Here is a 13278-nt window from a genome sequence, read left to right on the forward strand (position 1 = left end):
CATGCCCAGAGCCTACCGTGGGCCCGAGGCCGGACGGCGGAGGCCCGGGCGGACGTCTCCGCGGGGAACCGGAGGGCGGCGGGGTCCGGGCACGCTGTCGGTGCCGCACCGTATGCTGGGGCGCATGGCAAGCAACTGGGACCGTCTGGACCCCGCACTGCGCGAATCGGTGCAGGAAAACGTGGAGCTCTACGAGCGGGTCCGCCCTGCCCTGAAACTCGTGACCCGGGACGTGCTGCTGACGCTGCGGACCATGTTGAAGGGCACCGAGGTGACCCCGCTGTTCGTCACCGGACGGACCAAGACGGTGGAATCCTTCCGGGAGAAGATCTCCCGGGTGGAGGAATCCGTGGAACCCGGGGCGCCGCCGGTGCTGAAATTCCCGGACCCGTTCCGGACGCTCAATGACATGGTGGGAATCCGGGTGATCACCAAGCTTCCGGCGGAGAATGCCGTCGTTGCCAACCTGATCAAGCGGCAGCGGCAGCTCTTCGATTGCCGCGGTGACCGGGAAAAGGACATCGGCTCGATCGAGTCGGGGACCTACGGGTACTCCAGCCGGCACCTGATCCTGCGCAGCATCCAGAATGAGGCGGTCAAGGAGTACCAGCAGGTCTTCAACCCGGAGGCCCAGCCCAACGGCAGCTACTTCTTCGAATGCCAGATCCGGACGGTCTTCGCCCACGCCTGGAGCGAGATCGAGCACGACATCCGCTTCAAGGCCGAGGACCCGCGCGCCTGGACCCCGCAGTTCGACCGGCAGTTCACCGCGACCGCCGCGATGCTCGAGACCGTGGAAAGCGCGTTCGCGGACCTGCACGAACGCTACGAGGAGGTCCGCAGCTACTGGGACATGGAGGGCGAGGGCGCCGCGCAGCTGACGCCGAACCGGATCCGCGACGTCTGGCGGACCCTGCTGCCGCACGTTGACCGGAAGGTCGACGACGACTGGGGCTGGGCCGCGGAACTGATGGCGGCCCACGGGCTGAACCAGACCGTGGAACTCGCGGGGCTGCTGAGCGCTGCCCGCATCACCGAGGTCCGCAAGGCCCTGGACCACCGCTACTCGCCCGGGCCGGATCGGCTGCTCGATGACCTGCTGCTCTGGGAGTACGGCCACGCTCACATCGACCTCACGGCCGAGCCCGCCGATACGGTGCCGCACCCCCGCCGGGACAGCCTGCTGCGCCGCCTGAAGCAGATCGAGCGTTACCGACTCACCAAGGGGTAGGACACAGCGGAGCTAGAGGGCCGTCGGCTCCAGTTTCTCCTCGACCACGGTGGCGTCGGGTGTTCCCGGCCGCTCGAGCCGCACCCGGTAGGCCGCCTTGCCTGGGGCTTCGGTGACCACGTCGGCGAGGTCGGGGCCGCGGTAGACCAGGCCGACGCCGTCGTCGGTGCAGTGCGTCTCCCCAGCGTGCCGTCGGCCACCAGCCGGTGCACCGCTGGACGGCGCGCGGCCTCGGAGTCGTAGTGGACGCCATTGTCGTACGGCAACAGTGCCAGCCCGTTGTCCACGGCCCGGAGTTCCGGGCCGAACGAGTCGGTGGTGCCTCCCTTGAACCAGCAGATGGACCCGGCGGAGACCCCGGCGAGGACGACGCCGGCCTCCCAGACGCGGCGGAAGATGCTGTCCAAGCCGTGTGCGCGCCAGACCGCCAGAAGATTGACCACCGAGCCGCCGTTGACCCAGACGACGTCCTGGCCCAAGAGGTATTCCTCGATGTTCCCGACGTTCGGCATGGTGAACAGGTTCAGGTGGCTGAGGTCGAACTTGGCTACCCTGCCGGCCTCGCTGAGTTCGTGGCTGAACCGGCGCTGGTCGCCGCTGGCCGTGCCGACATGGCTGATCCGCGGCGCCCGCCCGGAGACCCCCGACAGTTCGACGGCGTGATGCACCAGTTTGTTGAACTCGAAACGGGTCCGGGTGCCGGGGCGCAGGCCGCCGGACGTGGCGAGGATGGTGGGACTGTCGGCGGTCATGGGTGCGGGTTCCTCCGGCGGTATCAGGGGCGGTGTGCTTCGAGACTAGCCGTCATCTGCGCGCCAGCGGCTACCTTTGGAGGCAGGCGGCAGGCTACCTCCCGCCCCGACAGCCGAAAGAAGGTCTGGATGGACAGCGACGCCGGTGCATGGTTCCTCAGCGGACCGGAGCGGGGAAACCCCGCCAGCGAGGTCCAGGACGGCCGGAACGGAGGTCCCGCCTGGTCGGAGGGGAACCTGGTTCGGCCCCTGGTGCACGGGGCCACCTACTTCGCCCGCCTGTACGAGGAACTGTCCTCGCTGACCGCCGGCGACCGCGTCTGGTTCACGGACTGGCGCGGCGACGCCGACGAGCGCCTGGTGGCCGGCGGCCCCACCATCGGCGACCTGCTGTCGTCCCTGGCGCGCTCCGGCGTCGAGGTCCGCGGCCTGGTGTGGCGCTCCCACGGTGAGCGCATCTCCGCACCGATCAGCGGCCGCTCCAACGAGCTGCTGGGCCGCGAGATCAACGACGCCGGCGGCGAAGTCCTGCTCGACCAGCGGGTGCGGATGTTTGGCTCCCACCACCAGAAACTGGTGGTGATCCGTCGCCGGGATGATCCGGCCCGGGATGTGGCGTTCGTCGGCGGCCTGGACCTGTCGCACAGCCGCAGGGACGATGCCGGCCACGCCGGGGATCCGCAGGCCGTGGAGATGGACCCGCGCTATGGTGACCGCCCGCCGTGGCATGACGCCGCCCTGGAGCTGCGCGGTCCCGTCGTGGCGGACGTGCTGGCCGCCTTCGCCGAACGCTGGAACGACCCCCACCCCCTGGACCGCAAGACCCCCTACCGAATGCTGCTGCAGCGCCTGGCCCGGATGCCGCGGCATCCCGAACCGCTGCCGGAGACCGCCCCGCCGCCCCGGCCGGCGGGTGGCCACGCGGTCCAGTTGCTGCGCACCTACGGGGTGAAGCGGCCGCCTTTCCCGTTCGCGCCCGACGGCGAACGCAGCATCGCCCGCGCCTACGCGAAGGCGTTCGGCCGCGCGAGGTCGCTGATCTACATCGAGGACCAGTATCTGTGGTCCCTCGAGGTGGCGGACGGGATCGCCGCGGCCCTGGAACGCAATCCCGACCTTCGGGTGATCGCCGTCGTGCCGCGCTACCCGGACTCGGACGGCACCCTGGGCGGTCCGCCGCGCCGGCTCGGCCAGCTGAAGGCCCTGCACCGGCTGCACCGGGCCGCCCCGGACCGGGTGTCCGTGTTCGACCTGGAAAATGCCGCCGGAACCCCGGTGTACGTCCACGCCAAGGTCTGCATCATCGACGACACCTGGTTCACCTGCGGTTCGGATAACTTCAACCTCCGGTCCTGGACCACGGACAGCGAACTGACCTGCGCCGTTGTGGCCCCGGCCCTGGCCCGGGAGCTCCGGCACGAACTCTGGGCCGAGCACCTGGGCCTGGACCCGGCCGACCCCCGGATGGACGACGCCGATTCCTGGGCCGGCCTCTGGGAGGGGACGGCGGCCGCGCTGCAGAACTGGCACGACGGCGGCCGCCCGGGGCCCCGCCACGCGGGCCAGGTACGCCGCCACTCCGTCGAGACCGTGACCCGGCTGCAGCGGCTCTGGGCCGAACCGCTGTACCGTCTCGTCGTCGACCCGGACGGCAGGCCGCGGCGGCTGCGGGGAACCACCCAGTTCTAGGAACAGGCTCCGGAGCACCGGCGGCCGCACGGGCTGACCCACCTGACCTGCGGATCCATGCCAGACGCATCATCGGCGCGCCGCTTGGCAAAAGATCGCAAGCACCCTTACTATTTCCTCTGAAGCGGCCCCCGGGCCGGGACTCACCAAGAACCATCCATATCTTCACCCAAAGAGTCATCAAGGAGTCATCATGTTGCTTTGGATCGCGATCATCCTGGCCGTTCTCTGGCTGCTCGGCCTGCTCGGCAGCATCGGCGGCGGGTTCATCCACCTGCTGCTCGTCGTCGCCGTCATCGTCCTGATCTTCCACTTCGTCCGTGGACGATCCTCGCGCGTCTAAGTACCGCGTAACCCGGCAATGGCGGGGGTGCTGACCTGGTCGGCTCCCCCGCCATTGCCATGTCCGGGCTAGCCTAGATCCGGTGGCCACCCAGGCCGCCGCCGGCCCTCAGGCCGGGGAAGGGAGTCCCGTGAAGAAGATCCTGTCCCGCGAACCCGGCTGGCGTCGGGAGGGGCAGATGCCCGACTACCGGTTCTCCCTTGCCAACGAACGTACCTTCCTGGCCTGGATCCGCACCGCGATGGCCCTCCTCGCGGGGGCCATCGCCATCGACCAGCTCACGCCGCAGATCGCACCCCAGCCTGTGCGGGTGGTGCTGTGCCTGGTGCTCTCTGTCATTGGCGCCCTGCTGGCCGTCGAGGCCTACCGCCGCTGGGCCCTGCAGGAACAAGCCATGCGGAACAACCGCGAACTCCCGCATGCCTGGCTGCTGGTGGCGATGACCGGAGTCATCGCCGCGGCCGCCGTCGTCTTCGCAGTCCTGATCCTGCTCGGCCGATGAGCGCCGCGGCCGACGGCGGAACGGTCCCGGGCCGGGACCCCGGCCTCCAGCCGGAGCGGACCTCACTGGCCTGGCGGCGGACCCTGCTGGCGCTCCTGGTGGCGGACTTCTTCATCTGGCGCTCCTGGCTCACTCACCTTGGGTTGGAACACGGCCAGGAACACATCCCCGAACAGGGCGGACCCGGCGGCTACGCGCTGGGCCTCGGAATTGCCGCCGCGGCCGCCGCGGCGGCAACGGTGCTGATCTCGGGCTGCGTCATTGTCCGGGCCCGGGTCCTGCGGCGCGGCACCGACGCCCCGTCCGCCGCCCTGCTCCGCACGGCCGCCGGTGCGGTCCTCCTGCTCGCCGCGGCGGTGTCCGCCAGCATCGTCCTCTCCCGCTGACCCACCCGAGGGAACGCCTCAGGGCGACGCCGCCGCTGTCATTGACCTCCGGCAGGGGCTTTACGCGATGCCGGTGGTGCCGAGCAGCAGGCCCACGGCGTAGGTGAACGCCATGGCCAGCGCACCGCCGATCACCAGGCGCAGGGTGGCCTTCCGCTTGGAGCTGCCGCCGATCCTGGCGCTGATGGTGCCCGTGATGGCCAGTGCAATGACGACGGCGACGAAGGTCAGCGGGATGCGCACCTCCGCGGGGGTCAGGATGATGGTCAGGAACGGCAGGATCGCGCCAACGGTGAAGGCGATGGCCGAGGCCATGGCGGCGTGCCAGGCGCTGACCACCTCGTGCTCGTCGATCTTCAGCTCGGCCTCAAGGTGCGCACCCAGCACGTCATGGTCGGTCAATTCCCGTGCCACCGTCTGGGCCGTAGCCGCCGAGAGTCCCTTCGCCTGGTAGATCGCGGCGAGCTCCGCCAGTTCGCCCTCGGGATCCTCCGCCAATTCGCGGCGCTCCTTCTCGATCAAGGCTCGCTGGCTGTCGCTCTGGCTGCTGACGGAGACATATTCCCCAAGAGCCATAGATACCGCGCCACCAACGACGGCGGCCGCGCCGGCCACCAGGATGGGGGTGACATCGTTCGTTACACCTGCCACGCCCACCACGGTCGCGGCGACGGAAACAATGCCGTCATTCGCGCCGAGGACGCCGGCCCGCAACCAGTTCAGCCTGGCGGCAATGCTCTCGTCGTGCGGTTCGTTGGCGTGCAGCGTGGCGTCAGTCATGGCCTTAGTAAAACACCCGGCGGCATGCCGCGCCACGATGATCCGCGGGCGGGCGGGATGGGACGCACGTCGTCGGACCCGCCGGAGGCCCGCCCGAAACCCGCCGGAAGCCCTCGAAGGCCCGCATGGAGGGCCCCTCCGGCTCTGGCGCGGCCCCCGCCCCGTGCCTAGAGTGGCCCCCAAACGCTCAAAAGACGGTCCAACGAAGGGACATCGATGTCATTTCAGGCCTACCTTGACTCCATCGAGGCTAAAACCGGACTCACCCCCAGGGAGTTCCTCAATGCCGCCCACCAGCGGGGCCTGACGGGCACCTCCGTGAAGGCCGGGGAAATCCTCGACTGGCTCAAGGCCGACTACGGGTTGGGCCGCGGCCACGGGATGGCCCTGGTGCATGTGTTCAAGCACGGCCCGGGCATCAGCGCCAAGCACGTCGGCACAACGGGCGCGCACAGCGATGCCACCGACACCCTGTGGCTCGACGGCAAGGACTCGAAGCCCGGGACGTAGGCCCTGAACTCAGACCCGGGGCACGCCGTCGGGGATCAGTGCCCGGCGCCGAGCTTCCCGCCGAGCCGTTCCCGCATCCGGACGCTGGCGTCGTTGAGACCCACGATCTTCACGTCCTTGCCGTGGTGGCGATACTTCTCCGTGATCGCATCCAGCGCCGCCACCGTGGAGGCGTCCCAGAGGTGGGACGCGTGCAGGTCGATCACCACGAACTCCGGGTCCAGCGCATAGTCGAACTGCGTATAGAGCTCGTTCGAGGAGGCGAAGAACAGCTCGCCGGTCACCGTGTAGGTGGCGGTGTCATGGCCACCCGCGGTGGAAACCGTGCGTTCCACGGTCACGAAGTGCGCCACGCGGCGGGCGAACAGCACCATGGCCACGAGCACCCCGACGCCGACGCCGACTGCCAGGTTGTGGGTGGCGACGGTGCCGATGACCGTGGCCACCATGACCGCGGTCTCGCTCTTGGGCATCATCTTCAGGGTGCGGGGCCGGATGCTGTGCCAGTCGAAGGTGGCCACCGACACGAAAATCATCACCGCCACCAGTGCCGCCATCGGGATCAGGGACACGATGCCGCCCAGCACCGCCACCAGGATCAGCAGGAAGACGCCGGCCAGGAAGGTGGAGATCCGGGTGCGGGCGCCGGAGGCCTTGACGTTGATCATGGTCTGGCCGATCATCGCGCAACCACCCATGCCGCCGAAGAAGCCGGTCACGATGTTGGCCACGCCCTGGCCCCAGGCCTCGCGGGACTTGGGCGAGCGGGTGTCGGTAATGTCGTCGACCAGCTTGGCCGTCATCAGCGACTCCAGCAGCCCCACGAAGGCCATGGCCAGGGCGAACGGGAAGATAATCTGCAGCGTCTCGACAGTGAAGGGGATGGACGGGATCAGCAGGGACGGCAGCGAATCCGGCAGTGCACCCTTGTCCCCCACGGTCGGGACGGCGACGGCGGCCAGCACGGTTATGAGCGTCAGCACCACGATCGCCACCAGCGGGGCGGGGACGGCGGTGGTCAGCTTCGGCAGCCCGAAGACGATCACGAGGCCGAGGGCCGCCAGCGGGTACACCAGCCAGGGGACGCCGAGGAGTTCCGGGACCTGGGACATGAAGATCAGGATGGCCAGGGCGTTGACGAAGCCCACCATGACCGAGCGCGGGATGAACCGCATCAGCTTCGCCACACCGGACAGCCCCAGGATAATCTGGAAAATGCCGGCGAGGATGACCGCCGCGATGAGGTAGTCCACGCCGTGGGACGCGACCAGCGGTGCCATCACCAGGGCCACGGCCCCGGTGGCGGCGGAGATCATGGCGGGACGGCCGCCCACAATCGAAATGGTGACGGCCATGGTGAAGGAGGCGAAGAGGCCGATCCGCGGATCGACGCCGACGATGATCGAGAACGCAATCGCCTCCGGGATCAGCGCGAGGGCAACGACGAGGCCGCCGAGGACCTCGGTCTTCAGCCGCCGCGGGGAGGCCAAGGTGGCCCGGACGGACTGACGTTCTTCTGGCGTTTGGGCGGGTGCGGGCACGGCGGTTGTCACGGCCACTGCTGGCTCCGTTTCTGATGGGGCGCCGGGGCGCCACGGATCCCGGGACCTGCCCGGGTCTGGCGAATGCTTGAATGCGTCGATTACGGGCGCCTCACTGCGCCTGAGAAGAGCGGGACGGCTTGGCCATCACACCGCGTTACCACCAACTCTACCCTAACGTGATGGTAGAGTTGAACGTCGAACGGACGGAGACCTTCATGACGGCCAACAGCACCACCATGCACATCGGCGAACTGGCGGAACGCACGGGCCTGTCCCTGCGCACCATCCGGCACTACGACGACGTCGGCCTGCTGCCCGCGTCCGCCCGCACCGATGGCGGCTTCCGCGTCTATTCGGAGGCCGACGCCGAACGGCTGATGGTGATCAAGCAGATGAAACCGCTCGGATTTTCCCTGGAGGAAATGGCTGAGATCCTGGCCCTGCTCGGCGCGGACACCCCCGCCGCCACCACCCCCCTCGCCGCATTTCTGGAGCGCGCCGAAATCCAGCGCGCCAAGATGGCCCGCAACCTCGCCCAGGCGGACGAGTTCATCGCCATGCTGGGCCGCAGGACCGCCTAGCCCCGCCTGACACACTCCCCGCCCCCCCGGTCACAAAGTGGCCCCGCGGGCGCGCCGAATGGCACCATTCTTGGATGCTTGAGGCAACTAAATCTTCAGACTCCCGCGCCGACGCGGACACCCCGGCCAATCCCGCCCTCGCCGCCGAGGCCCGGATCGCCCGCATCGCCGTTACGGTCTTCCCGCTCCTGGTGGTGGTGGCCGGCGTCGTGGGCTTCTTGGCACCGGGCGCCTTCAAGCCGCTCGCACCGAGCGTCCCGTATCTGCTCGGCATCATCATGTTCTGCATGGGGCTGACCCTCACTCCGCCGGATTTTGCCTCCGTGGCGAAGCGGCCGTGGGCCGTGGTGCTGGGCATCGTGGCGCACTACGTCATCATGCCGGGGGCCGGCTGGCTGATCGCTCAGGCGCTGCACCTCGAGCCGGAACTCGCCGTCGGCGTCATCCTGGTGGGCTGCGCGCCGTCGGGCACCGCCTCGAACGTGATGGCCTTCCTGGCCAAGGGCGACGTCGCCCTTTCGGTTGCCGTCGCCTCCGTCTCGACGCTGATCGCCCCGGTTGTCACTCCCCTGCTGGTGCTGTTCCTGGCCGGTTCCTACCTGCAGATCGACGCCGCCGGAATGGTGCTGGACATCGTCAAGACCGTGCTGCTGCCCGTGGTCGCGGGCCTGCTGGCGCGACTGTTCCTCAAGCGCGCGGTGGCCAAGGTCCTCCCGGCCCTGCCGTGGGCCTCGGCAGTGGTGATCTCCCTGATCGTGGCGATCGTGGTGGCCGGCAGCGCAAGCAAGATCGTCGCCGCCGGCGGCATCGTCTTCCTCGCCGTGGTCCTGCACAACGGCTTCGGCCTGGGCCTCGGCTATCTCGCCGGCAAGCTGGGCCGCCTGGACGACAAGGCCCGCCGCGCCCTGGCGTTCGAGGTGGGCATGCAGAACTCCGGCCTGGCCGCGACGCTGGCCACCGCGCACTTCAGCGCCCTGGCCGCCCTGCCCTCGGCCGTGTTCTCGCTGTGGCACAACGTCTCGGGGGCCATCGTGGCCGCCTGGCTGGCGCGCCGTCCGCTGCGCGACGCCTAAGCAGCTTTTCGTTTTACCGGGTGGGGCGCGTCGCTGTGGCGGCGCGCCCCACCCGCATTTCCGGCCTCAGCCGATCCGCGCCGCCTCGTCCAGGGTCCGGGCCTCGAAGTGCTCCAGCATGGGGCGGATCGCGGCCAGCCCGTGGGTAAAGGTTTCCGAGGCGCGCCACTGCTCGATCTGCTCCAGGGACTCCCAGGCGCCGGTGCTGATGAAGCGCTGGCGGACGTCCTCGTCGTGCATCAGCACGGCCTGGGCGCCGGGATAGTCCTCCTGCGTCTTCCTGGCCAGGTCCCGCCAGGCCTGGACGAAGTCGTTTTCGCGGCCGGGATGCACCAGCCAGATCCCCAGGCTGTAGACAGACATGGTCCGCCTCCGTTCTCGATGTGGGGCTGATTCCCCCAGCATCGGACTGGACCGAAGGCGCCGGTAGGGCCGGACTGCCCGCCGGCCGCTACCCGATCAGGGCCAGGACTGCTCCGGCACTGATGGTGCCGCCGGCGTCCGCCCGGACATCGGTGAGCGTCCCGTCCCGGTGCGCGGAGACCTGGGTTTCCATCTTCATCGCCTCGAGGACCACGACGGCGTCGCCGGCGGCGACCTCGGTCCCGGGCTCCACCAGCCACTTCACCACGGTGCCGGCCATGTCGGCGCGGAGTTCGGCCGGGTCGGCATCCCCACGGCCGGCGGAGTCGGCGACGTCGTCGCGGGCACTCACGCCGGGCGCAGCGGCGACGCCGTTCCCGCTGCGCATCCACCCGTCCAGCAGCTCCCCGGGGAGCCCGACGGCGAGGCGCTTGCCGTCCACCTCAACGGTGATGGTGCGGCGCGCGCCCTCGGGTGCGGCCGGGCTGTAGTTGGGGTCGGCCGGGATCCGGTCCGCGAAGTCCGTCTCTATCCAGCGGGTATGGACCTTCAGGGCGTCGGGGGCGGTGAAATCCTCGGCGTCGAGGACGGCTCGGTGGAAGGGCAGCACGGTGGCGACGCCGGTGATCTCCAGTTCGGCGAGGGCACGGCGGGCACGGCGGATGGCCTGCTGCCGGTCCGCGCCGGTGACGATCAGCTTGGCCAGGAGCGAGTCGAACTGCGGTGCCACGATCGAGCCGGCGCGCACCCCGGAATCGAGCCGGATGCCCTGGCCGGTAGGGCCGTTGAAACCGGTGACGGTACCGGGAGAGGGCAGGAACCCACGGCCCACATCCTCGGCGTTGAGCCGGAATTCGAAGGCGTGGCCGCGGGGTGCCGGGTCGCCGTCGAGGCCCAGCGGCTCTCCGGCGGCGATCCGGAACTGCTCCTGCACCAAGTCCACGCCGGTGGTTTCCTCGGTGACCGGGTGCTCCACCTGCAGGCGGGTGTTGACCTCAAGGAAGGCCACGGTCCCGTCGGCCGCGACGAGGAACTCCACGGTCCCGGCCCCGGTGTAGCGGGCCTCCCGGCAGACGGCCTTGGCGGCGTCGTAGATCTGCCGGGTCTGTTCATCGGTCAGGAACGGTGCCGGGGCCTCCTCGACCAGCTTCTGGTGGCGTCGCTGCAGTGAGCAGTCGCGCGTGCCGACGACGGCCACGTTTCCGTGCGTGTCGGCGAGGATCTGGGCCTCGACGTGGCGGGGCCGGTCCAGGTACCGCTCTACGAAGCACTCGCCGCGACCGAAGGCGGCGACGGCCTCGCGGACGGCGGAATCGAAGGCCTCCTCGACCTCGTCGAGGGAGCGGACCACCTTCAGGCCGCGGCCGCCGCCGCCAAAGGCCGCCTTGATGGCCATGGGCAGGCCGTGCTCCTCGGCGAAGGCGCGGGCCTCCGCCGCTGAGCCGACCGGGCCGTCGCTGCCTGCCACCAACGGGGCTCCGGCCCGGACCGCCGTCTCGCGGGCGGTGATCTTGTTGCCCAGCAGCAGGATGGCCTCCGGCGACGGCCCGATCCAGGTCAGCCCGGCGTCCAGGACGGCCCGGGCGAAGTCTGCATTTTCGGAGAGGAAGCCGTAGCCGGGGTGCACGGCGTCGGCGCCGGACGAGGCGGCCGCGGCGAGCAGCTTGGGGATGCTGAGGTAGGTCTCAGCCGGCGAGTTGCCGCCGAGCGCGTAGGCCTCATCGGCTGCGGAGACGTGGAGGGCGTCGGCGTCGACGTCGGCGTACACGGCCACGGAGGCGAGCCCCGCGTCGTCGCAGGCCCGGGCTATCCGGACGGCAATCTCTCCTCGGTTGGCGATCAGGACCTTGCGCATCAGGAACTCACTTCTGTGTCGGAGACTGTTGGGTTGTCGCTGGCGCTGTCCCTGTCGGCCCAGCGGAAGCGGATGATTCCGCCGATCGGGACCTGCCCGGCCCGGTCAAGGTGCTCGTCGACGACGACGGCGATCACCGGATACCCGCCGGTGACGGGGTGGTCGGCCAGGAAGAGTACGGGCAGGCCCTCGGGCGGGACCTGAAGCGCACCGGAGACGGTCCCCTCGCTGGCCAGTTCCCCGTCCCGGGTGCGGCGCAGCGGCGTACCGTCCAGCCGCATGCCCACGCGGTTGGACTGCGGCTTCACGGTCCACTCCTGGGCGGTGAGGGCGTCCAGGGCGGCCTGGTCGAACCAATCCGAGCGGGGTCCGGGGACGACGTCGAGCACGGTCACGCCCTCATCGGGGAAGTCGGGCTGGATCTCGGGGTGGCCCACCACGCCCGACTCTGCGCTGCCGCCGGCGGCCAGGGCCTGCCCGGCGGCCAGGGGGGCGGGCCCGAGGCCGGCGAGCGTGTCGGTGGAGCGGCTGCCCAGCACCGGCGGGACGTCGACGCCGCCGCGCAGGGCCAGGTAGCTGCGGAACCCGCTGGCGGGGGCGCCGAGGGTCAGGGTCTCGCCGTCGAGCAGCGCGAACGGGGTGGCCATGGGCACGGTCCGGTCGGGCGCCGCGCCGTCGTCACCGGCCGTGATGGTCAGCCCGGCTGGGGCACCGGTGACGGCGAGGACCTGGTCGCCCACGGCGCGGACCTGCAATCCCCCGGCCACCGTCTCGATCACGGCGGCGGACGCCGCGTTCCCCACCAGGCGGTTGGCCCGGCGGAGCGAGGCTCGGTCCAGGGCCCCGGCCGCGGATACGCCCAGGCCGGCGTGGCCGGTGCGGCCCAGATCCTGGATCAGGCTCTGCAGCCCGGGCGAAATGATGCGAAGTCCGGAGGAGGCTTCCTGCGCCGCTGCGTCGGCGGCAACGTCCGCGGCCGGTGCGGATTTGGGGGTGATGTCCAGGCTTTCCCGGACCGCGCGGAACTGGATCCGCTGGCCGGGGGCGGCGAGGGCGGGCTGGTCCCGGCCGAGGTCCCACATCCGGGCGGTGGTGTGTCCGATCAGCTGCCAGCCGCCCGGTGAACGGCGCGGGTAGACGGCGGAGTAGGTGCCGGCCAGGGCGACGGCACCGGCTGGCACGGCGGTGCGGGGCGAGCTGCGGCGCGGCACTTCCAGGGCGGTGTCTTCACCCAGCAGGTAGCCGAAGCCGGGGGCGAACCCGGCGAAGGCCACGGTCCAGAGTTGGCCGGTGTGGGCGGCCACGACACCGTCGGGGCCCAGCCCGGTCAGCCGGGCCACCTCGGCGAGGTCTTCACCGTCGTACACGGTGTCGATGAACACCAGGCCGCCGTCGCGCTGGACCGGGGCGGTGAGGTCGAGTTCCGGGAGGGTGGCGGCGATGCGGCGGGCGGAGGCCGGGGAGTCGGCGGTGACCAGGACCGTCCGCGCGGCGGCCAGCACGTCCACCTGGCCGGGCAGCGGGTGTTCCTGGAGCAGGGCCTGGAGGGCCAGGACGTCTCCGGTGCCGGCGAGTTCGGCGAGGACCGCGCGGGTCCCGGCAGGGCGGACGCCGGCCACCTTGCCCGTTCCGGCCTGCAGTGCCTCCCCCGTTGTCTGGGTCATCACGG

The 13278-nt window shown here is 70.3% G+C and carries 13 protein-coding genes and 1 pseudogene; 8 read left to right on the forward strand and 6 right to left on the reverse strand.

The window, feature by feature from the left end; translation table 11 throughout:
• Positions 1-124 precede the first annotated feature (124 nt).
• Positions 125-1231, forward strand: coding sequence for a (p)ppGpp synthetase (locus tag AB0O44_RS13130; protein ID WP_364137999.1), 1107 nt, complete (start codon positions 125-127; stop codon positions 1229-1231).
• Positions 1232-1243: 12 nt separating this feature from the next.
• Here AB0O44_RS13130 and AB0O44_RS13135 read toward each other — a convergent pair.
• Positions 1244-1983: pseudogene (locus tag AB0O44_RS13135) on the reverse strand (peptidase E).
• A gap of 129 nt (positions 1984-2112) precedes the next feature.
• Here AB0O44_RS13135 and AB0O44_RS13140 point away from each other — a divergent pair.
• The 4 genes from AB0O44_RS13140 to AB0O44_RS13155 all read left to right on the forward strand — a co-directional run bounded on the left by AB0O44_RS13140 (position 2113) and on the right by AB0O44_RS13155 (position 4903).
• The gene (locus AB0O44_RS13140) at positions 2113-3672 is read left to right on the forward strand and encodes a phospholipase D-like domain-containing protein (RefSeq protein ID WP_364138001.1); all 1560 of its coding nucleotides are present in this window, start codon (positions 2113-2115) and stop codon (positions 3670-3672) included.
• A 193-nt stretch (positions 3673-3865) separates the two neighbouring features.
• Entirely contained in the window at positions 3866-4015 is a 150-nt protein-coding gene (locus tag AB0O44_RS13145; RefSeq protein ID WP_290257060.1) for a lmo0937 family membrane protein, read from the forward strand.
• Positions 4016-4145: 130 nt separating this feature from the next.
• Positions 4146-4517, forward strand: coding sequence for a DUF202 domain-containing protein (locus AB0O44_RS13150; RefSeq protein WP_364138003.1), 372 nt, complete (start codon positions 4146-4148; stop codon positions 4515-4517).
• Entirely contained in the window at positions 4514-4903 is a 390-nt protein-coding gene (locus AB0O44_RS13155) for a DUF202 domain-containing protein (RefSeq protein WP_364138005.1), read from the forward strand. The genes AB0O44_RS13150 and AB0O44_RS13155 overlap by 4 nt, the downstream gene beginning before the upstream one ends.
• 60 nt (positions 4904-4963) lie before the next feature.
• Here AB0O44_RS13155 and AB0O44_RS13160 read toward each other — a convergent pair whose 3' ends face one another.
• Positions 4964-5683 carry a VIT family protein gene (locus AB0O44_RS13160; RefSeq protein ID WP_364138007.1) on the reverse strand — a complete coding sequence of 240 codons (720 nt, stop codon included), beginning with the start codon at positions 5681-5683 and terminating at the stop codon, positions 4964-4966.
• 216 nt (positions 5684-5899) lie between these two features.
• Here AB0O44_RS13160 and AB0O44_RS13165 point away from each other — a divergent pair, with 216 nt between their 5' ends.
• On the forward strand, positions 5900-6193 hold the full coding sequence (locus AB0O44_RS13165; RefSeq protein WP_290257064.1) for a DUF4287 domain-containing protein: 294 nt from the start codon (positions 5900-5902) through the stop codon (positions 6191-6193).
• 35 nt (positions 6194-6228) lie between these two features.
• Here AB0O44_RS13165 and AB0O44_RS13170 read toward each other — a convergent pair whose 3' ends face one another.
• On the reverse strand, positions 6229-7752 hold the full coding sequence (locus AB0O44_RS13170) for a SulP family inorganic anion transporter (RefSeq protein ID WP_364138009.1): 1524 nt from the start codon (positions 7750-7752) through the stop codon (positions 6229-6231).
• Positions 7753-7916: 164 nt separating this feature from the next.
• On the opposite strand from AB0O44_RS13170, the gene AB0O44_RS13175 reads away from it, so the two are divergent.
• On the forward strand, positions 7917-8318 hold the full coding sequence (locus AB0O44_RS13175) for a MerR family transcriptional regulator (protein WP_290257066.1): 402 nt from the start codon (positions 7917-7919) through the stop codon (positions 8316-8318).
• Positions 8319-8392: 74 nt separating this feature from the next.
• Positions 8393-9391 carry a bile acid:sodium symporter family protein gene (locus AB0O44_RS13180; protein ID WP_290257067.1) on the forward strand — a complete coding sequence of 333 codons (999 nt, stop codon included), beginning with the start codon at positions 8393-8395 and terminating at the stop codon, positions 9389-9391.
• 66 nt (positions 9392-9457) lie between these two features.
• Here the strand turns inward: AB0O44_RS13180 and AB0O44_RS13185 are convergent, their stop codons facing one another.
• The 3 genes from AB0O44_RS13185 to AB0O44_RS13195 all read right to left on the reverse strand — a co-directional run bounded on the left by AB0O44_RS13185 (position 9458) and on the right by AB0O44_RS13195 (position 13273).
• A complete protein-coding gene (locus AB0O44_RS13185; RefSeq protein WP_290257070.1) occupies positions 9458-9754 on the reverse strand; it encodes an antibiotic biosynthesis monooxygenase in 297 nt (98 codons plus the stop codon).
• Positions 9755-9842: 88 nt separating this feature from the next.
• Complete coding sequence (locus tag AB0O44_RS13190) at positions 9843-11609, reverse strand: biotin carboxylase N-terminal domain-containing protein (RefSeq protein ID WP_364138012.1); 1767 nt, start codon at positions 11607-11609, stop codon at positions 9843-9845.
• Positions 11609-13273, reverse strand: a complete 1665-nt coding sequence (locus tag AB0O44_RS13195; RefSeq protein WP_364138444.1) for a 5-oxoprolinase/urea amidolyase family protein — start codon at positions 13271-13273, stop codon at positions 11609-11611. The genes AB0O44_RS13190 and AB0O44_RS13195 overlap by 1 nt, the downstream gene beginning before the upstream one ends.
• Between the last annotated feature and the right edge of the window lie 5 nt (positions 13274-13278).

The sequence above is a fragment of the Arthrobacter sp. NPDC080082 genome (assembly GCF_040686595.1).
Classification (GTDB): domain Bacteria; phylum Actinomycetota; class Actinomycetes; order Actinomycetales; family Micrococcaceae; genus Arthrobacter.